General features: G+C 46.1%; 19 protein-coding genes and 3 pseudogenes. 19 read left to right on the top strand and 3 right to left on the bottom strand.

Features of this window, described 5'->3' with window-relative positions; translation table 11 throughout:
• Window positions 1-122: 122 nt before the first annotated feature.
• Window positions 123-746: a hypothetical protein gene (locus ACK2JC_RS02150; protein WP_320937362.1), complete on the bottom strand. Its 624-nt coding sequence runs from the start codon at window positions 744-746 to the stop codon at window positions 123-125.
• A gap of 216 nt (window positions 747-962) precedes the next feature.
• Here ACK2JC_RS02150 and ACK2JC_RS02145 point away from each other — a divergent pair, with 216 nt between their 5' ends.
• From ACK2JC_RS02145 to ACK2JC_RS02135, 3 genes are all read left to right on the top strand, one after another.
• A complete protein-coding gene (locus tag ACK2JC_RS02145) occupies window positions 963-1226 on the top strand; it encodes a hypothetical protein (RefSeq protein ID WP_320937361.1) in 264 nt (87 codons plus the stop codon).
• Entirely contained in the window at window positions 1226-1621 is a 396-nt protein-coding gene (locus ACK2JC_RS02140; protein WP_320937360.1) for a relaxase/mobilization nuclease domain-containing protein, read from the top strand. Before ACK2JC_RS02145 ends, ACK2JC_RS02140 begins: the two co-directional genes overlap by 1 nt.
• A 632-nt stretch (window positions 1622-2253) precedes the next feature.
• Window positions 2254-4857, top strand: coding sequence for a hypothetical protein (locus tag ACK2JC_RS02135; protein WP_368271378.1), 2604 nt, complete (start codon window positions 2254-2256; stop codon window positions 4855-4857).
• Between the two features lie 188 nt (window positions 4858-5045).
• On the opposite strand, the gene ACK2JC_RS02130 is transcribed toward ACK2JC_RS02135, so the two are convergent.
• Window positions 5046-6764, bottom strand: a complete 1719-nt coding sequence (locus ACK2JC_RS02130; protein ID WP_411338419.1) for an IS1634 family transposase — start codon at window positions 6762-6764, stop codon at window positions 5046-5048.
• Between the two features lie 136 nt (window positions 6765-6900).
• On the opposite strand from ACK2JC_RS02130, the pseudogene ACK2JC_RS02125 reads away from it, so the two are divergent.
• The 10 genes and pseudogenes from ACK2JC_RS02125 to ACK2JC_RS02080 all read left to right on the top strand — a co-directional run.
• A pseudogene (locus tag ACK2JC_RS02125) lies at window positions 6901-6996 on the top strand (glucan-binding protein); the annotation flags it as partial.
• A 162-nt stretch (window positions 6997-7158) separates the two neighbouring features.
• Window positions 7159-7338 carry a hypothetical protein gene (locus ACK2JC_RS02120; RefSeq protein WP_007713480.1) on the top strand — a complete coding sequence of 60 codons (180 nt, stop codon included), beginning with the start codon at window positions 7159-7161 and terminating at the stop codon, window positions 7336-7338.
• Window positions 7339-7905 (top strand): AAA family ATPase, encoded by a 567-nt coding sequence (locus tag ACK2JC_RS02115; RefSeq protein ID WP_276850977.1) that lies wholly within the window; start codon window positions 7339-7341, stop codon window positions 7903-7905.
• 147 nt (window positions 7906-8052) lie between these two features.
• On the top strand, window positions 8053-8985 hold the full coding sequence (locus tag ACK2JC_RS02110; protein ID WP_320936397.1) for a DUF932 domain-containing protein: 933 nt from the start codon (window positions 8053-8055) through the stop codon (window positions 8983-8985).
• Between the two features lie 42 nt (window positions 8986-9027).
• On the top strand, window positions 9028-9549 hold the full coding sequence (locus ACK2JC_RS02105; RefSeq protein WP_320936396.1) for a JAB domain-containing protein: 522 nt from the start codon (window positions 9028-9030) through the stop codon (window positions 9547-9549).
• Window positions 9550-9652: 103 nt separating this feature from the next.
• On the top strand, window positions 9653-10030 hold the full coding sequence (locus ACK2JC_RS02100) for a YqaJ viral recombinase family protein (RefSeq protein WP_320936399.1): 378 nt from the start codon (window positions 9653-9655) through the stop codon (window positions 10028-10030).
• Entirely contained in the window at window positions 9964-10575 is a 612-nt protein-coding gene (locus ACK2JC_RS02095; RefSeq protein ID WP_320936395.1) for a hypothetical protein, read from the top strand. The genes ACK2JC_RS02100 and ACK2JC_RS02095 overlap by 67 nt, the downstream gene beginning before the upstream one ends.
• 61 nt (window positions 10576-10636) lie before the next feature.
• Complete coding sequence (locus ACK2JC_RS02090) at window positions 10637-10900, top strand: type II toxin-antitoxin system prevent-host-death family antitoxin (RefSeq protein ID WP_092370867.1); 264 nt, start codon at window positions 10637-10639, stop codon at window positions 10898-10900.
• Between the two features lie 115 nt (window positions 10901-11015).
• Window positions 11016-11195, top strand: a pseudogene (locus tag ACK2JC_RS02085) (type II toxin-antitoxin system RelE/ParE family toxin); the annotation flags it as partial.
• A gap of 40 nt (window positions 11196-11235) precedes the next feature.
• A complete protein-coding gene (locus ACK2JC_RS02080) occupies window positions 11236-11556 on the top strand; it encodes a hypothetical protein (RefSeq protein WP_368271379.1) in 321 nt (106 codons plus the stop codon).
• 344 nt (window positions 11557-11900) lie between these two features.
• On the opposite strand, the gene ACK2JC_RS02075 is transcribed toward ACK2JC_RS02080, so the two are convergent.
• Window positions 11901-12233: a helix-turn-helix transcriptional regulator gene (locus tag ACK2JC_RS02075; protein ID WP_276855539.1), complete on the bottom strand. Its 333-nt coding sequence runs from the start codon at window positions 12231-12233 to the stop codon at window positions 11901-11903.
• 133 nt (window positions 12234-12366) lie between these two features.
• Between ACK2JC_RS02075 and ACK2JC_RS02070 the strand changes: the two genes are divergently transcribed.
• The 6 genes and pseudogenes from ACK2JC_RS02070 to ACK2JC_RS02045 all read left to right on the top strand — a co-directional run bounded on the left by ACK2JC_RS02070 (window position 12367) and on the right by ACK2JC_RS02045 (window position 18992).
• A complete protein-coding gene (locus tag ACK2JC_RS02070; RefSeq protein ID WP_320936394.1) occupies window positions 12367-12984 on the top strand; it encodes a zinc ribbon domain-containing protein in 618 nt (205 codons plus the stop codon).
• A gap of 16 nt (window positions 12985-13000) precedes the next feature.
• The gene (locus tag ACK2JC_RS02065) at window positions 13001-13387 is read left to right on the top strand and encodes a hypothetical protein (RefSeq protein ID WP_320936393.1); all 387 of its coding nucleotides are present in this window, start codon (window positions 13001-13003) and stop codon (window positions 13385-13387) included.
• A pseudogene (locus ACK2JC_RS02060) lies at window positions 13384-13524 on the top strand (zinc-ribbon domain-containing protein); the annotation flags it as partial. The gene ACK2JC_RS02065 and the pseudogene ACK2JC_RS02060, both read left to right, overlap by 4 nt.
• A 120-nt stretch (window positions 13525-13644) precedes the next feature.
• On the top strand, window positions 13645-15762 hold the full coding sequence (locus tag ACK2JC_RS02055; protein WP_320936398.1) for a YARHG domain-containing protein: 2118 nt from the start codon (window positions 13645-13647) through the stop codon (window positions 15760-15762).
• A gap of 225 nt (window positions 15763-15987) precedes the next feature.
• Window positions 15988-17625, top strand: coding sequence for an AAA family ATPase (locus ACK2JC_RS02050; RefSeq protein WP_320936392.1), 1638 nt, complete (start codon window positions 15988-15990; stop codon window positions 17623-17625).
• Between the two features lie 368 nt (window positions 17626-17993).
• On the top strand, window positions 17994-18992 hold the full coding sequence (locus ACK2JC_RS02045; RefSeq protein WP_092370887.1) for a LacI family DNA-binding transcriptional regulator: 999 nt from the start codon (window positions 17994-17996) through the stop codon (window positions 18990-18992).
• Window positions 18993-18998 lie beyond the last annotated feature (6 nt).

Below are 18998 nucleotides of genomic sequence, written 5' to 3'. Positions count from 1 at the left end.
GCGAAAGGTCTAAACCTTTGAGAAATCGAGGGTTTGGGCCTTTTTTGCGTGGTGGGGAGACGTTGGGGGGAGAGAAGGAACAAATGCAGTTGACAGCAATTTGACAGCAACGGGGAAGGGAATCAGGTTTCTGGCGTGGGGGTAGATTGCATAATACATTGAACCTTAATATCAATTTCTATATCTTTTACCATGGCTTCGATAACAGGAAGAAGTTCTTCGAGCTGTTTTAGCAGCAGATCAGGGGCTTTAACGGATTTCGCCTTCGTGGATTCGTATTTTTGCTGATTAAACACCAGGCCGTAGATGTGCTGCGTATTTGTTTCTCTGGTAACATGTTTTGATTTAACGTTAATTTGTCCATCGCCATATTGCCTGAGAAAGCGGTTGAACTTTTTGTAGCCTATAGGCGCGCGGCCGTTTTGTTTGTAATAGTCAGTAATCCATTGTTCGTAGAATGGTTCACTGGGAAAAGAGGCTTTAGGGTTATCGGTTATTTCGCAGAAATTCACAATAAATTTTGTAAGTATCTCTGCTTCTGTTAGAATCGGTTCGGACGACTGTTTTGCGGGTTTGATTAAATAGTATGCAAGATATAAAAACCACTGAATATTCAGCTTTTCGCTTTTATATAGGTTGGTATCAGTATTGGATGTCCTGTTCCAACGTAATGTGTGGTAATTTATGCCGTTAGCTTTACAATATACGGTAATAGTGTGACTGAAAGTGTCTTCCTGACAGAACAAGAGCAGGGGCTTCCGGTTATAGAAGTAAATATTCCAAGCGCCGCGTAATGGCGCTATGTCAATGCGTTTGCCAGAAATAAGACTAAGCAGCGTCTTTTTTGTATAGGTCGTATTACTGAAACATGATATTCCGATGAAGCGATTGTCCGTATGGTCAGTGTCCAATAAAGAGATCGAGTCTGCCGGAGAGTCTAATTTTTCTATATAGAATAGGATATGAGAAGAGAATATAAAACATTGGGATTTCGATGCAATGATTTAGAAATGTGCGATAGAATCGCCGGGGCGGCAGAAGAAAGTGGATTATCTGTATCTAAATATATAGAGCGGACAGTTATAAATGCTATAGATGGAAATGTACCCGACATAGCGCGGATTGAAAAAATTAAGATAGACATGATGAGGGAAGTACAGACTATAAAAGACAAGCAGCCACTGGAGGATGTATCAGGTCTTGAAAGGATCGGTGACTTATTATAATGGCAAATATAATTATGATAACAGGAGAACATGATAATCAGGAGGCGGCCGGTCATTTAATCGAGTATATATATGATTCACCGTATTTTCGTGAAGGCAATTCCTATATGACTTTTTCATATAATATCGCTGCGGTAACTAACAGCTTTGAGCTTGTACAAAAACATTATAATGTAATATCAGGGAGACGTGTACAGCATATTATTATAGGTTTTAAGGATGGAGAAGTAACACTAAACGGCCTGAGCTTTATTGCCCAGCAGGCAGCATGGTTTATTGGGCAGCGGTTCCAGTGCTGTTATGGGATTCGTTGTGGGAGTGAGAATCACAGCGGTTACGATCATATCCACTTAGCTGTCAATGTAATCAGCTATGTGGATGGGAAAAAGTATTAGGAAAGATGGGATAATCTCTGGGCTTTTGCCAATTATCTGAATCAGGTAACTAAGTGGGAATTTGACTGGAACGTGTATGTGAAGGAAAGCAACCCTTATACGGAAGAACGCCTGGGGGGTGGTACTGTTTTTAGAGAGGAGGAATTGATTAAGGCAGAAAGACTGTAGATGGGAAGTTGAAATAAAGTGAATAATTTAAATATATATTATAGTATTGCCCTGAGTGCATCAGGAGCCGGCCAGAAATACAATAGTCTTGATGAGAGCTGTCTGACTTAAAAATGGAGAGGAGCTGCCTATACAAAACAGCGATCCTCTCCAGGCTTGTGATTACCTTGACAACCGTTCAATGAGAGAAAGCACTAATGAGAGGTCGTCATCAGGCAGGCTTTTTGATTTGGCGGTTATCTGCGATACGAGTCTTGGGTTTTCATTCTCTTCCTCAAAAAAATCTCTGGGCGTTACACCCAGATACTCACAGATTGCCAAAAATTCTGTCATAGAAGGAAATGCCCGCCCGCTGGATATTCCCTGCATATAGGAACGGCTATGGCCAAGGTCAAGGCTCATCCGGTGTTCTGCAATATTTTTTTTCAGTCGTAGTTGCAGCTGCGTTATCAGCAGCGCTGGTAATGAGCAATGCTGGAATTGCGTCTTTTGCCGCGCAGTCCGTTTCAGGCGGAAAGTGGAAGGTTGAGGGAGGCAGCCGGTATTATAAGACAGGGCTTGGCGAAAAGCTTACCGGATTGTATGAGATTGATGGAAGGCTTTATGCATTCGGAGATGATGGAGCTTTGATAAGGCCTGAACGCCAAAACCCATATGCGGCAGGACAGTTTGTCGAAATTGCAGGAAAGACGTACTTTGTTTACTTTAATGGGGAGGTTGAACAGAATAAGCCGCTATGGCTCTTTGGGCAGGACGAGCAGGATGGGGAGGCATATTGGTATTATTATCTGAACGAAGAGGATGGTTATTGTAAAGGTTCCTCAAAAGGAATTGGGAACAAAAATAAGAAACTGTATATGTTTGATGATCAGGGACACATGATAAGCGGGGAGCGGAAAGAATATGATGGACAGTACATATATCTGACATGTGCGGCCGATGGATCGGCAGCCATGAACAAATGGGTACATTTGGACGATGGCTGGCATTGGTTTAATGAGGATATTAACGGATTTTCCATGAGGGAAGTGACAGGAACATCAGAAGATTATATATTTGATGATAATGGCATTTTGACATCTGGCAATGCCCCTTATGGGGAAGTCCAATCCGTGACTCTGGGAACAGGGGAGGAGAACGAAATAGCGCTTGAAGTTGGGAAGGAATATAAACTTCCGATCTCCTTTATTACAGACATACCAGGGGACGACATGATTGATCCTATCAATGAGAGGAGTCAGGTTGATTTTTATAAAACACCGTTGCCGGACCTAGAGCAGAATGAAAACAAGCAGGAAGAGGTGGTGGAGGATGTATCACAAAGGAATCCATCGCTAGACGAATCGGGACAGGACAATCCAACGGTGGACGAATCGGAACAGGATAATCCAACGGTGGACGAATCGGAACAGGACAATCCAACAGTGGACGAATCGGAACAGGACAATCCAACAGTGGATGAACCAGAACAGGATAATCCGTCAGTAGGCGAACCAGAGCAAGGCAACCCTCCAGTAGACGAGTCGAAGGAGAGTAATCCGCCAGTAGACGAGCCAGAGGAGAATAATCCACCAGTAGACGAGCCAGAGGAGAACAATCCGCCGGTAGACGAACCAGAGCAGGGAAGCCCTCCAGTAGACGAACCAGAAGAGGGTAATCCGCCGGTAGATGAACCGGAGCAGGATAATGAACCGGAGGAAAAGTCTGGTGACTATAAGAAATCGGATTCACTAAAAACAAATATCGCTATGTTTTCACTGTTTAATGTAGATATTGAAGATTCTTTTACTACATTTGATATAGGTGAAAGTGGTGGAAGCCAGTCTGCTGATGAAGTTGTTTACAAAGGCGGCAAAGTAAACGAGGTATTAAGCGAGGCTTATGACTTTGGCCTTTTTACAGAAAATGTCGATGATAATGACCCATATTTTCGTTTTGCTTCGATGGTTGGAGACGATGGAAAAATAAGCATTAAAAGCAATGTTCCGGGCAAGGCTGTGGTATGGGCTTCGATTGACGGAGTAAAATCAAATGAAGTAACCTTTATTTTCAAGGCACCCAATTCAAAGGCAAATGCCACAAAAGCTCTGGAAGGGTTGGCAGATCAGCCACCTCAGATCGCATTGGCACAAATCATGCAAATGGATAAAACAGCGTTAATGACGGCCTTGTCTTTGAAGGAAACAGATTATCGGCAGATTGATCAAAACTATATGTTTGAGAACAACATAGAGCAGATCGTTGAGACCGATTCTGAAATCAGCAGACAATTTGATGGGAATAAGCTGGATATAATTGGGGCGGCGCTTAATGCAGGTGGAAGTGAGGGCGTCAAGTTTAAGATGTCGAAAGCCTCAGAAGCAGCAGACTTGACAGCAATCAATAAAAAAACGAAGGTTTCGGTTGATTTGGATCTGAGTTGTGATGGAACACCGATCACCGATTTGGAGGTTCCGGTGCTGGTAACGCTTCCCATTCCTTCTAATATGTCTACATCTGATTTAAGCTTATACCATATTCATGATGGACAGCTCAAACAAATGGATATATCTGTAAGTTCATCTGACCGGACTATATCATTTGCAACAGGTGGTTTTAGTACATTTGTTTTTGCAGCCGGAGATACAAGCTCTGATGGAAGTTCTGGAAGTCATACCGGAGGAAGCTCCGGTGGCGGCGGAGGTTCGTCAAGCGGCAGCAAATCTAAGGCGCAAGATTCTGCTGGAGAAGCTGGAACCTGGGTTCAGGATGAAACGGGCTGGTGGTTTAAGAAGCTGAACGGCTCCTATCCCGTATCAACTTGGCTGATGACAGGAAATGAATGGTATCGTTTTGATGACAAGGGTTATATGATGACTGGTTGGTATACGGACGAAAACGGGAAGAAGTATTATCTGAATCCTGTTTCAGACGGAAGCCGTGGAGCCATGAAGACGGGATGGCAGATCATAGACGAAAAATGGTACTATTTCAGCACCGTATCGGATGGGTTTAAGGGATCATTACAGGTTAATACGACAACGCCAGATGGTTATAAAGTAGGGGCGGATGGCGTGTGGATTCAGTGATTTTGTCGTAATTTGTAAATATGGGAAGGCGTGAAGAAAAAACTCTTTACGCCTTTTCTTTTGCCGCCTTTTCCTGTATAATCCCATCTTTGACAGTTAAAGAGTTAAAAAAGTGCTGTAGTCCTTGGAAATACTAGGGTTACAGCACTTTCTTTGAATTCCTGGAGTATGGTAATTTATTCCCTTCCCTAGCTTTTTTTCTGGATCTCTCTCATCTTACTTTTGGTAATAAAGCGGTAGTCTGTCCGAAAGCCGCTGATCTCATGCAGGTCATCTGTCAATTTAGTCCTCTCATACACTGGTTTGAAGCCCTGATCCTCGATATTATCAAAGTTCATGCTTTTCAGCGTCTCCAGGATGTTCGTGCAAGTGTAGTTATTTCCGAGCTTCTGTTCAAGTAGGCGGTAGATCAAAAGCGACAGAAAACAGATCAAAAAGTGTGCTTTTATGCGATCCTCTCGTTGCACATATACCGGACGGGCAGAAAAATCGGTCTTCATAATACGGAAACATGCTTCGATCTGCCAGCGGCCTTCACTCACTTTTATAATGTCTCCCGGTTCGTCATCCATTAGATCCGTACATACTGCGTAGAGACCATCATACCGTGCTTCTTCCTCTATCTTCTCCTGATCGAGATGATAGTAGACTTCAGCTTTTTCACCGGAATCCGTTACCGCAGTCTTACTGATGAAACGGGCAGGGTCGTTCGGATTGCGGCGTTCTTTTTTATATTTTCCATCGGCGATCATCCTGACGGCCCGTTCTTCCTGCTTTTCCCGAATTGATTTTTGATAGGCCGCATATTTAGGGGAGTAAGTAATAATCAAACGCTGGTGTAGTTTCTTGGTCGTATAGGGCTCCTCCTTATAAAACAGCTCCCCCTCATCTTCTTCCATAAGATTTGTGATATCGACAAGTTTGTGGTCAGAAAGCCTTCGGAAATGCTGTTTATCCAATGCCCGTTCACGTTCCTCGGCGGGGAGTTTTTTTATGGATTGGGTGACAATAAAAGCCCTCTTTCCACGGTGGTTGAACTCCCGGTTCGTTTCTGAGGCAAGACCGGCATCGCTGCAGAAGATGAACTGATCGCAGCCAAAATCATCTACGATCTTTTGTTCTAAAGGTTTCAAGGAAGTCTGCTCATTCTGATTCCCCGGGAATAACGAGAATGCCAGGGGGATACCGTTCCCATCCATGAACAATCCCATCTGGACAATCGGATTGGGACGGTGCTCCTTGCTTTTTCCATACTTTTTAAATCCATCTTCCTGCTCGATTTCAAAGTAATAGTTTGTGCAGTCGTAATAAAGAATACCGTCATTCCGTTTACCAAGAAAGTGGCTGTTTTTGTATGCTTCTGCCTGGATGAAATCGCACTCTTGAGCCAACACACTAAGGGAGCGGTATACGTCGTGAAGCTTATAAGAGGGAGCTTCCAGATAATTCTGGACCGCTTTGAAAGAGGAACTTTTACTCTGGGGATCCAGCATCCTGGCATAGACCAGGTCGGAAAGGATGGCATTAAGGTCATAATCAAACCTGTGCCTGCCCCGGATTTTTTTGCAGACATAATCGAGTCTAAGCTGGTAGTAAACGGACTGAAGAAAAAGATATCCGCCTTCGAAAAGGGACTTTTGTCCGTAATCCAACAACTGGTTGCAGTGAAATGGAATCAGGACGGCCTGGTATTCCGTCTCTTTGTTGTAATTCTCAGTTTCGATCCTGGCCTGTTCCTTTGCCCAGACCATGACCCCATCTCTATCAGTTCCCAACATATCGGAAAGATATTTTAATGAACCGAGCTTGCGGACTGTGGTAGAGGTAGTCTTGCCGTTAGCGCCCACATAAGACCTGGTGATATAAAAAGACTCTGAATTTTTAGACTTTGAAGTAGTTACACGCATTGAAATGCACCTCCAATGCTATTATACCATATATTGCCAAATATTACCAGTATTTAAGAAAATATTTTTGACAAAAAAAATATAGGCTACTTGCGGCCTGTAAGACTTTTTTGGAAATTTAACTGTCAAACTCCCGAGCACCGTATCGGATGGGTTTAAGGGATCATTACAGGTTAATACGACAACGCCAGATGGTTATAAAGTAGGGGCGGATGGCGTGTGGATTCAGTGATTTTGTCGTAATTTGTAAATATGGGAAGGCGTGAAGAAAAAACTCTTTACGCCTTTTCTTTTGCCGCCTTTTCCTGTATAATAAATGACACAGTGAAAGGCTGGAAAATTAGGCATCCAGCATTACCTCTGTTTTTCATAGAGGAAGAAGGAGGAAGATTTTATGTCGAAGACCGAGGCTGCAAAGAAGTTATATGAAGAATGTAAAGATATGGACATAGACGAGACTATGGATTTGGTTTTAAATGCGGAGACAGAAGAAGAACAGGACTTCTTCTCTATGTTAAGTGATTTTATCCTGCAAAGAAAGCAAAAACAAGTAATCGCCCAAAAGAGGTTCTGAATGAATAAATATATTTTATACGCTGGGGTAAATGGGGCAGGAAAGTCAACATTATATAGGACGACTCATTATCAGAATACGATGCCCAGGGTCAATACGGATGAAATATTGAGAGAGTTTGGGGATTGGAGAAATACCGCAGATTTGATGAAAGCAGGCAGAATTGCGGTTGAACGATTAAATGCTTACCTGCAGGCAGGGATTACATTCAATCAGGAGACTACCCTGTGCGGGCATACGATATTGCGTACCATACGCCGTGCGAAACAATCTGGCTATGGGATAGAATTACACTATGTCGGTGTCGATTCCCCAGAGATAGCAAAACAGAGAATTGCGGAACGAGTAAAAATGGGAGGCCATGGAATACCGGACAAGGATGTTGAGAAAAGATACGGAGAAAGTTTGAGCAATCTTCATAAAATTATTGATTTGTGTGATTTGGCGGCATTATATGATAACACAAATGAATTTCGCCGGTTTGCCATATATAAAAACGGGAATATCGCCAGACTATCAAAGAATGTTCCCGAGTGGTATATAAGATGGAAAGAAGAATGTTATTAATTCGACATCAATGTCAGAAGCATTAAGCAGGGTTATGGAACCCTTTTACCAATTAGACCACATGAAAGTAGATTTAATGGATATTTTCACTTATATATTATCTCTATGAACCCCCAATCATCATCACATATCAAGGAGGTAATATATATGCCAGCAGAAGTAGAAACTATGTTTTACACCAGACAAAAGCCATGGCACGGTTTAGGAACCATGGTAACAGAAGCGCCTGATTCCCAATCAGCGCTGGAACTGGCGGGCCTTAACTGGACAGTGATCCAGAAGCCCATCGAGACCCAGGATGGCCTGCCAATTTCCGGCTTTAAAGCCAACATACGAAATACCGACAACCAGGTTTTAGGAGTTGTCACAGAATGCTATAAGGTCGTACAGAATCAAGACGCCTTCGCCTTTACAGACAAACTGTTGGGCGAGGGCGTTACTTATGAGACGGCGGGTTCCCTTCAGGAGGGCCGCCGCACCTGGCTGCTTGCCAAGCTGCCCCAGCGCTATATTATCAGCGGGGACGAAATGACGCCCTACCTGGTGTTTATGAACTCCCACGACGGAACCGGCGCAATTAAAGCGGCCATGACGCCGATTCGCGTGGTCTGCATGAATACGCTGAATCTGGCATTGTCCACGGCCAAGCGCTCCTGGTCTGCTAACCATACCGGGAATATTGAAGGCAGGCTCCAGGACGCCCGCTATACGCTGCTCTATGCGGACAAGTACATGTCAGAATTTGGAAAGGCCATAGACCGCATGAACAAGATTAAGCTGTCAGACCGGCAGGTATACGAGTATATTGATGCTCTGTTCCCACTGCTGGACGAACCGACAGAACAGCAGAAAAAGAATTTGATGAAAATGAAGGAGGATGTGAAGCTACGCTATTTTGAAGCCCCCGATTTGCAGCATGTAGGTAAGAACGCATACCGCTTTGTCAATGCGGTTTCGGATTTTGCCACGCATGCAAAACCGTTGAGAACGCGGAAGAACTACCGGGAAAATCTGTTCGCCAGGACGGTTGATGGCAATGCCATGATCGACAAAGCCTATCAGCTGGTAAGCAATGCCTAGTAAAACATAGTCTGGAAAACAACAAATCGGAGGGAAAAGAATATGCGGAAAATATCACAGGAAGAACAGATCGAAAACATGGCTAAAAGGCCCATTCCCAAAAAGAAAGTCGGAATTGTACACCTTCAGATTGTGAAAGAGAGCCGCGTACTGTATGGTATGCGGCGCTTTGCTGACCCGCAGGAGGCGGTAGACATGGTCCGGCCGCTTTTGAGCAAGGCGGATCGGGAAATGGTTCTGGTTTTATCCCTGAATACCAAGCTGGAACCGCAGGCGATAGAGATCGCTGCGGTGGGAGGACTGAACAGCTGTGTTGTAGATGTACAGAATATATTCAAGCATTCCATTTTAAACAATGCTGCTTATGTCGCCTGCATTCATAATCATCCATCCGGCGACCCGGAGCCGAGCCGGGAAGATGTGCTCCTGACGCAGAAAATCAGCGCTGCCGGAACGATATTGGGGCTGCCGCTTCTGGATCAAATTATTGTCGGGGAATATGGTTACTACAGTTTTAAAGAGCAGGGGAAGCTTGAGCAGGTTTTGCCGGATGACGCAGCTTGACGATTTTATGAAACATATTATGATGGACGGGAGCTCCGCGGGGGCTCCCGGTTCTGTTTAGAAAGGAGTGTTCGACGTGTATGAAACAATTTCTACATCAGGGATGAGCCGCGAGGAATGGCTCAGACTCAGAAAAAGCGGGATCGGAGGATCGGACGCAGGCGCTGTCTGTGGGCTGAATCCATATGCAAGTCCCATGAGCGTATTTCGAGATAAGGTCTCTGAGGGGGTAGAGGCAGAAGATAACGAATCGATGCGCCAGGGCCGTGACCTGGAGGGCTATGTAGCACGGAGGTTTATGGAGGCCACCGGCCTGAAGGTCCGCCGCTCAAATCAGATGTACCGGAGCCAAGAACATCCGTTTATGATTGCGGATGTAGACCGGATAGTAGTGGGAGAAAATGCCGGGCTGGAGTGCAAAACACCCAGCCCTACAGCTCCGGCAAGTGGAAGGCCGGGGAAATCCCGCCCCATTATCTGATCCAGTGTTATCACTATATGGCAGTCACCGGTAAACGGGAGTGGTATATCGCAGTGGTGTTACTGGGCCAGGATTTTAAATACGCTAAGATCACCTGGGATGAGGCGCTGATTCAGAACTTGATTACAATAGAATCCGATTTCTGGAGTAATCATATCGTTTCCCGGAACATGCCGGACCCGGACGGTTCCAAAGCCTGCGATGAAGTGCTGGAACAGTATTTTAAGACATCGCGTAAAGATTCAACCATTCTCCTGATGGGTTTCGATGGAAAATTAAAACGTAGGGCGGAACTGGGGAAACTGATTGAAAAGCTGGAACGGGAGCAGAAACAGATCGACCAGATAATACGAGAAATCGATCCGAAACGAGTACATGAATATTATGAGGTACAGGAGGCGATTCTGGAAAGTCTGGATCAGGAACATAAGGGAAAGTTCGAAGCCCTGATCGATGATCTGGTGGCGTGGGGAGAGGAAGAGTGCAAGGCGGTCTATGTAGCTGCATTTTTCGAAGGTCTGCGGCTGGGGCATAAGGCATTTTAATTATATCATTGAAAAATGTACATAATAATGATATTATTATGTACATAGAGGAGGTGCTGTTATGCCTAATATTATGCCAATTACAGATTTGAGGAAAACCAATGAAATTTCCGATCTCTGCCATAAAAGCCAGGAGCCTGTTTTTATTACAAAAAATGGTTATGGAGATCTGGTGGTGATGAGCATTGAAGCCTATGAGAAGCTGGTTCGCGACATACAGGTTGATGCTGCTATTCTGGAAGCGGAAAAAGAGGTACGGGAAGGTGCAGAGCTGATGGATGCAAGAGAGGCGCTTGTAGGGCTGAGGAGAAAACAGGGGGCGTAAGTATACAATCAAATTATATCCAAAGGCATATCGGGATTTGGATGGAATTTATCAGTATATCTATGAACACATTCAGATGCCGCAGTATGCGGAAAGTTAGCTTGACCGATTAGAGGCAGGGATATTCAGTCTGGAGGAGTTCCCTCATCGTGGACCGGAACGGAAAAATGGCAGCTATGCCAACCGTGGGTATCGGGAACTCTTTGTAGACAATTATGTAGTGATCTATAAGATCAGAGAACGAAAGCAGCAGGTAGATATTGTTACAGTCCAATATATTAAACGGAATCTGTAGGATAGACTATGGGAAAATTACATAAGCATTGCACAGGAACTTGGAGGATGCCACAAAAGGTATCCTCTATTTTTGTTCTGTTTTGCAAAAAAACGAGCTGGAAAAACGGGCAGGGAACCAGGAGAGTCCTGTAAAACTTACAAAGAATATGACCATAGTAGATATGGTAAAGGCCTTGGAGCCGGAGATCAGGCGCGCGCTTCCTACGGTATTGACGCCGGAGCGGTTTACCAGGATGGCGCTGTCGGCTATCAATAACACGCCGGCACTGGCGGAGTGTACGCCGATGTCCTTCATAGCGGCAAGGTTGTGGAATTTAAACAGGGAGAGAATATCGAACAGCTCAAGGAAGAGGCGTTGAGGCAGATTCTCAATAATCGGTACTATGTGGGATTGTCCGGCGAAGTTTTATGCGTGGGAATCGCCCATGATAAGAAGCGGTGTGAAATAGCGTATAAAGTGATTGGTATATAAAGAAAATTTAAGGGAACGGCTTTCCTATGATAGGATTGTCAGGGGAAGCCGTCTGGTGGGGACTTGCAGCAAATGCTGTCATTTGACAGCAACCGCAGAAAAAATAATGAATCAGGAAAAAACTATGGAAATAGTGGTTGTATGATCGTGTGAGTTCAAGTCCCATCTCCCGCAGTAAAGTGCGAAAGGTCCAACCCTTTGAGAAATCAAGGGCTTGGGCCTTTTTTCAGGCTATTTACTTCCGGGATAGCCGGAAATGATTTTTTTGACTAATACCAAAATCAAGCTGAGATCTTCCTCCGACAGCTTGTTGGCTTCATGGATCAGTCCGCTTAGCAGGGTAGGATTGACGGAATCGTTGTTTTCATAAAAAAATTGTTCCGGCGTTATTTCAAAATAGTCGCAGATCGCCAGGAATTCCTGCATACTTGGAAGCGTCCGGCCGGACACAATGCCGTGTATATAGCTGCGTGCATGTCCAAGATCAAGGCTCATGCGGTGTTCAGAGACATTTTTCTGAAGGCGCAGCTGGGTGATTTTATTTCTGATATATTCAGCGTTCATGCTCATCGTTCCTTTTGTTTTTATCTTATGGCATATGATGAGATAATACGCATTTTTAATACTTCTATTATATAATTGTGGAAGATTGTAACCGGAAACGGGTCGCAATCAGGACGATCTGAGGAGGCATGCGATGAGGTGTATGAAATGTGGGAACATCATAAATGACGGGGTTCAATTCTGCCCGGAATGCGGAAGGAAAGTGGAGCGCAGCTGCCTTAGTTGCGGAGCCGTGTTAAGCGATAACGACAAGTTTTGTCCCTCCTGTGGGCAAAAGCGGGCCGAACAGGAGCAGACGACAGGGGAACCCTGCCGGGCGGACCGGGAAGAGGCGCCGGTCTCTCTGACCGACCGGATCATAAACGGTGTTTTGTCCCTGCAGGACACCACAGGAATAACGGACGATACATACCGCAATGAACTGGTAAAAAAGGTATTTGTCTATAATGTAGCAGGTATTACCGTGACGTTGTCGATCCTGTACCTGTCATTCCGTGTCTATGAAGAGTCGGGACTTTCAGAGGCGGTTGTGGCATTTTTCCTGATCGCGATGTTGGTGGGAGCCGTGGACTGGCTGTTCAAGTTTGGCAAATGCGAGGAGAATCTGAAGAAGTATGACACCGTTTTAAAGGAGGCGGGGAAACAGTCCGCAATTCTGGTGGTTGAGAACAATTCAGGCGGTGGAAGGACGGGCTGCCTTGTGACGTGCATGCTGATTCTGATTGTATTGGTCCTGATGTCGTTTTGCTGACGCTATGAAGGAGATTTTGAAGAATTACCGGGAGGCGTTTGCAGGCGCAGAGCGGACCGTCCGGCTCAACGCCCGGATGGTTATGTTGGGATTGCTGCTGTTTGGGGTCAATGAAGTATGTTTAAAAAAGATGGTTTCATGGAACTGGATTCATTTTTATTTCAATGATCTGTTGGCCGGCGTGGTATTTATGGCATACTGCAATCTTGTATTTCTGCCGGATGATCCGAGGGGGCTTGGAATCCGCAGGGGGATGGTGCTGATTGCCGCGGCCGGCGTATTTTGGGAGTTTATAACGCCCCTGTATCTGAGCCGGTCGGTATCGGATGTACACGATTTATTGGCTTACTGCATTGGTGGGTTTCTATGTCAAATTGAACATAAAAGGAGAGGAATCGTATGAAATGTGCGAACTGCGGAGTGGATTTACGGGAAGGACAAAAATTTTGTCATATCTGCGGACAGGCGGTCAATAAGACCTGTCCGAATTGTGGGGAAACCATAGAGGGAACGGAGAAATTCTGCACTTTTTGCGGATATTCTCTGAGCGCGCAGGATACCGCGCCGGCAAGTGCACCGGCAGCGGCCCCGATCGATACCCCTACCACGGACGACGTCCCGGATGTGAAGTATCCGCTTGAGGAGGCGCTCGCAAAGTTGATGGAAAGGAACCGCGAAGCCAAGGCCGCTATTATTGCCACAATCGGTACAAGATTTTTAAACAAATGGCTCGGGCCGATGCTGAGAGACGGTGAGAAGCTGATCACCATTGATAACATACAGTCGAAATGGCTGTTTGCCAGATACAGGCGCGAGTGCGTTGTGTTGACGGACCAACGGGTGATCAAGCTGGAAAAGCTGCAATATTTCAAGCCGAAAATCGAGGAATGCCAGTTGGCCGCTATCCGGGATATCGAGGTGGATGAACCGGCCAACGCAGTTTCCGCCACGGTGATTGGAGAAAAAATCAAGATTATTTCTTCGTCCGGGATAATGAATATGCGCATGGTGGGAAAAGGAGCGGCTAAACAACTGGCGGCACAGATACGGAACGCGCAAAATGAGCCGGGGGTTTGTGTGGACCGGCCGGGGAGTCCGGTCGATAACCGGCCAAAGAAAAAGGGAAGGGCGAAAAACAGAATTATTTTGGGAGTGGCGGTATTTACTCTGCTCGTCGCCGTGTGGATTGCAAAAATGGTTCTGGTTGATGGCGGTACCCTTCAAATCGGCGGGCTGCTGATCGGACCGCAGGCAGATCAAATAGAAGCCATGGAAATATATGGAAAAGTATCGGGCGGTTATCTGGGAGACTACGGAACGGTCACGGTGGGGGAGGTCCTTCAGGAAACGCTGTCGGATGGGAAGTGGGACGGCTTTATAACCGATCAGGACCAGATCATTGCCCAATACGTGACTCAGGATCAAAGGAATAAAATACAATTTATGGTCTCGGAACATGAGGGGGGCTTCCATGTGGTCCATATGGTTTTTAAAGGAGAAACGCTTCAGGAGGCCAGCGACTGCAAGATTGCGCTGGATTCCTTATATGGAGAATATTTTAAGAACCATCCTGAGCTTGGACAGACGGAGAATCCGTCGTGGGATAATATCACCACGGAAGGGCATTTCCTGGCTCCGGCAGTTGCAGCCAAGGAAAGCCAGGCGGGGGAAGAGGAATTTGACCGTGATATTTCTTCGCTCCAGGCAGCTTCAGGCGAGGAAGTGGCGGCGTTTTTAAAAGAAGCGGGTATACCGGAAGAGATGGAGGGTTATCTTTATGGAGACGATGATATTGTGATATCCCTGGACGGCGATGGCAGAGTGGACACTGTGAGCATCCTGTCGGGACAATATTCCTGGTATGGCATGAAGGTGGGAGAGGCGTTTTTGGCAGAACAGGCGGAAAAAACGTTTGAGATGTACGGATACGGTTTTGTTTTGAGCGATGAGAACCAGTTTTTCTATGCGGTGAACAGCGGGCAGGCACAGTCCGCGGACGGTGCGGTGCGGATTAAGCTGTATGACGACCAGCGGATCATGGAAATCGATTATATAGCGGAAGGCGCAGAGGATGCGTGGAACAGTCTGGCGGAAAACAGTGGAAACATTTCAGCGGAGACAACACCGGCTTACGAACCTTATATTCTGCCGGATTCCGATCGGAGATATTTGAGCGGGGAGGAACTGGCCTATATGGACAAGGCGGCTCTGCGCCTGGCCCGGAATGAGATTTACGCCCGCCATGGACGGCAGTTCGAATCGGAGGATTTGAATGAATGTTTCAACTCCCAGCCGTGGTACGACGGTTCGATTCCGGCCGATGGATTTGACGATTCAGTGTTAAATGAATACGAGAAAGCGAATTTGGATTTGATTAAACGTATGGAGGATGGGACGTCGGTGTACGCGCCGCCGGATTATATTGTGGGCGGTGCCGGGCAGTTAGGGGAGGCGGATATTATAAACTGCCTGTATACGTCGGCGAATGGCACAACAATGGAAATTGGTGAGTACAGCGGAACCGGGGAAACCTATGTAAACTTTTTCCAGAACGACGAGATGGTCTGGTCTGGCGTTGTGAACCGGTATCAAACACTGGATGACGGAGGTCTCGTACTGATGTTTGAAGGCGAAAATGTCCGGACAGGGGAGAGCGATTACCTGGAGGTGGAGTGGAGTACCATGAAATTGAAAGATACTCCGGTTGTGGTTCACGAGGCGGATACGATCAGTATTGCAGGCGTGTATACATTTTATTATCCGCTGTTTGGAAATTGAGGATGGGGGATAGGGCGGAGGAGCGTGATATCTAATATGATACTTTTTGAAGCTTGACCGCCCGGTTAAATCCCGGCAATACGGCGAAGTTTATGCGTTTGTAAAGGGTAAAAACGAACATACTGAAAATAGGTGTAATCATTCAGAGGGTATGGAAAGCGTCATTAGATTATGATATGATGATGGTAAATCTGTTAATGTGTGTTGACCGGAAGGGATGGAAAAGTGGAAGAAAGAAAAAGTTTACCCATCGGAAATGACGACTTTGCCGAGATACGGACAGACAACTGCTATTATGTCGATAAAAGTCTGTTGATAAAGGACTTTCTGGATATGAATGACAAGGTGGCGCTGGTAGCGCGGCCGCGCCGGTTTGGAAAGACGCTCAATATGACAATGCTCCGTGAGTTTTTTGATATTACAAAAGACAGCCGTGAGATTTTTGAAGGCCTGGCGATTATGGATACGGAATATGCGGATCAGATTAATTCCCGCCCGGTTATCTATTTTACGTTTAAAGATTGCAAGGGAGCCACCATTGATGAATTAATGGTGTTAGTGAAACGAAATCTGTATCAGGAGTTCCTGCGCTATGAAAAATTGCTGAGGGATAAGATTGACCGCGATTCTTTTGAATCAAGGGACTTTTATGAAATGATCGACGTTTTGAGAGCTACCGGAGCGAATCAGGCGCAGTGTTCGTTTGCGATCCAGCTTCTGACGCAGTTTGTCAAGAACGGCTACGGTATTGCGCCGATTTTGCTGATCGACGAATATGACCAGCCGATTATGAGCAGCTATGAATATGGCTATCATGACCAGCTTGGACCATTTTTTTCCAATCTCTATGGGAGCGCCATGAAAGGAAATCCTTCATTGGGGCAGGCGCTCCTCACCGGAGTTCAGCGGGTTGCCAAGGAGAGCATTTTCTCGCAGTTTAATAATGCGAGAGTATACACGGCGCTGCACAAGACATACGCGCCGTATTTTGGCCTCACGACAGAGGAGACGGAGAAGCTTTTAGCGGACTATGGCCTGGAACTGGATGAGAAAGTGCGCAGGAAATACGATGGCTATCGATTTGGGGATATTGAGATGTATAATCCCTGGTCGATTTTAAATTACGCGGATTTAGGTAGTCTGGATAATTATTGGATTAATACATCCTCGAATTACCTAGTGAAAAAGGCGCTGCAGGAGGCAGACCGGCGTTTTTGGGAAAAGTTCGAACCGTTAGTTTCGGGGGAAGAAATTCCGGTATGGATCACACTGGAAACGTCGTATATCGAGAGGGACAGTAACTACAGCCTTTGGGGCCTTTTGGTGAATTCAGGCTATTTGACGGCGCTGCGGCGTGTGGATGAAAATACTGCGGTGGTGAAGATTCCAAATGACGAGGTGATGTCCGAGTTTCAGATGCTGATTGCTGAGATATCCGGCATCGATGGTCTGGATTTAAAGCAGATGATGTCCTGTCTGTTAAATAAGGATATGAAAATGTTCCTTTCATTGTATCGGGATATTGTGCTTTCCTGCACCAGCTATATGGATGCGAAGGAAAATGCCTACCACATGCTGTTCCTTGGCATGTGCCTTACGCTGCGCGGCTCCTATAAGGTGACAAGCAATCTGGAATCCGGTTACGGCCGGAGCGACATCACGCTGCAGACTCTGTCTCCGAAAAACATCAACGTGATTGTGGAGTTCAAGCAGGGAGAAAATATCGAACAGCTGAAAGAGGAGGCGCTGCGGCAGATTCTCGACAACCGGTACTATGCGGGATTGTCCGGGGAGGTTTTATGCGTGGGGATTGCCCATAACAAGAAACGCTGTGAGATGGCCTATCAGGTGATAAACATATAAAAACTTCGAAAAAGCTATTGTCTGTATAGATGATAGCTTTTTTTGACCGTCAATGGAAAAAGGCGGCTAACCGCAATACACGGAAAGAGTGCATAAAAAAATACGGCTTATTAGTATTTTTTTAACAAAAATTACAATCAACGCTTGACAAATAATTATTTAATGATATAATAATTACATAAATGAGTGTAAACGATTACAGTAATTTGCATTTTAGCCAGAATCAACCTGAGATGGAAAATGAAAAATGATTCCAAAGTTGCAATAAATAGCGGATGGATAAAGGCAATCATGCCGAATATATTTTTTTGGCCTAAAATGTAATCGATTACATTTTAGACAAAGAATTCACAGAAAGAGGGGACTGTATGGCTACGATTGAGGATGTTGCAAGAGAAGCGGGCGTCTCTGTTGCCACGGTCAGCAGAGTTATTAATCAGAAGGGACCGGTGTCGCCGAAATCGGTGGAGAAGGTCCATGTGGCGATTGCAAAGTTAAATTACCAGCCTAATGTCTGGGGACGGCGCCTGCGCAGGCAGGAGAGCCGGATGATCCTGATCTTTGTGCCGAATATCAGCAACCCGTTTTACGCGTCCATTGTATCCGGCATTGAGGATACAATGAAAAAGGACGGTTACGGCACCATGCTGTGCATCACCAACGGGGACAAGTCCAGGGAGGAGGATTTTATCAAGCTTCTCTACGACGGCCAGGCGGACGGCGCGGTGATCCTGTGCATTGACAAGAACGACAGGAATATCGGAAAGCTGGCCAAGGAATTTCCCATTGTGCAGTGCTGCGAGTATTGTGTGGGCGAGGACATTTCCCATGTGTCGGTGGACAATTTCGCGGCGGCCAGGCAGGTGGTGCAGTATCTGACCAGCCTGGGACATGAGCGGATTGGATTTGTGGGCAGTGTGAACCAGTTTATCAGCAGCGAGGACCGCCAGAAGGGATTCGAGCAGGGGCTTAAGGAAGCCGGTCTGTCGGTGGATCAGGCCTGCTTCGCCTACGCGGACGCGGACTACAGCTTTAACAGCGGAATTCTGGCGGGGAAGGAACTGCTCAGCAGGGAGGAGAGACCCACGGCTATCTTCTGTATCTCCGACGTGCTTGCCCTGGGCGTGATCCGGGCGGCCCACAATCTGGGCCTGGAGGTCACCAGGGACCTGTCCGTCGTTGGATTCGACGATGTAGAATACGCCACCATGCTCAGCCCTATGCTGACCACCATTTCACAGCCCAGATATTCCCTGGGCAAAACCAGCGCCCAGATGCTGATCCGCCAGATCGAGAGCGGGGAACAGGGCGGGGGAGTTTACCTGGAGCACAAGCTCATTTTAAGAGAATCTACGGCTAGACACTAGCTGAAG

The organism is Enterocloster lavalensis (assembly GCF_046603895.1).
Classification (GTDB): Bacteria; Bacillota; Clostridia; order Lachnospirales; family Lachnospiraceae; genus Enterocloster; species Enterocloster lavalensis.
Note: the sequence above shows the minus strand (reverse complement) of the source record. Positions and strands in the feature narration are given on the sequence as shown.

Bases quoted from the DNA above. Each gene is read 5' to 3' on its own strand.
- ACK2JC_RS02090 (WP_092370867.1), top strand. From the start codon at position 10,637: ATGCCTAATATTATGCCAATTACAGATTTGAGGAAAACCAATGAAATT.
- ACK2JC_RS02120 (WP_007713480.1), top strand. From the start codon at position 7,159: ATGTCGAAGACCGAGGCTGCAAAGAAGTTATATGAAGAATGTAAAGAT.
- ACK2JC_RS02100 (WP_320936399.1), top strand. From the start codon at position 9,653: ATGAGCCGCGAGGAATGGCTCAGACTCAGAAAAAGCGGGATCGGAGGA.
- ACK2JC_RS02145 (WP_320937361.1), top strand. From the start codon at position 963: ATGAGAAGAGAATATAAAACATTGGGATTTCGATGCAATGATTTAGAA.
- ACK2JC_RS02130 (WP_411338419.1), bottom strand. From the start codon at position 6,764: ATGCGTGTAACTACTTCAAAGTCTAAAAATTCAGAGTCTTTTTATATC.
- ACK2JC_RS02110 (WP_320936397.1), top strand. From the start codon at position 8,053: ATGCCAGCAGAAGTAGAAACTATGTTTTACACCAGACAAAAGCCATGG.
- ACK2JC_RS02115 (WP_276850977.1), top strand. From the start codon at position 7,339: ATGAATAAATATATTTTATACGCTGGGGTAAATGGGGCAGGAAAGTCA.
- ACK2JC_RS02045 (WP_092370887.1), top strand. From the start codon at position 17,994: ATGGCTACGATTGAGGATGTTGCAAGAGAAGCGGGCGTCTCTGTTGCC.
- ACK2JC_RS02075 (WP_276855539.1), bottom strand. From the start codon at position 12,233: ATGAACGCTGAATATATCAGAAATAAAATCACCCAGCTGCGCCTTCAG.
- ACK2JC_RS02140 (WP_320937360.1), top strand. From the start codon at position 1,226: ATGGCAAATATAATTATGATAACAGGAGAACATGATAATCAGGAGGCG.
- ACK2JC_RS02070 (WP_320936394.1), top strand. From the start codon at position 12,367: ATGAGGTGTATGAAATGTGGGAACATCATAAATGACGGGGTTCAATTC.
- ACK2JC_RS02105 (WP_320936396.1), top strand. From the start codon at position 9,028: ATGCGGAAAATATCACAGGAAGAACAGATCGAAAACATGGCTAAAAGG.
- ACK2JC_RS02055 (WP_320936398.1), top strand. From the start codon at position 13,645: ATGGAAAGGAACCGCGAAGCCAAGGCCGCTATTATTGCCACAATCGGT.
- ACK2JC_RS02135 (WP_368271378.1), top strand. From the start codon at position 2,254: ATGAGCAATGCTGGAATTGCGTCTTTTGCCGCGCAGTCCGTTTCAGGC.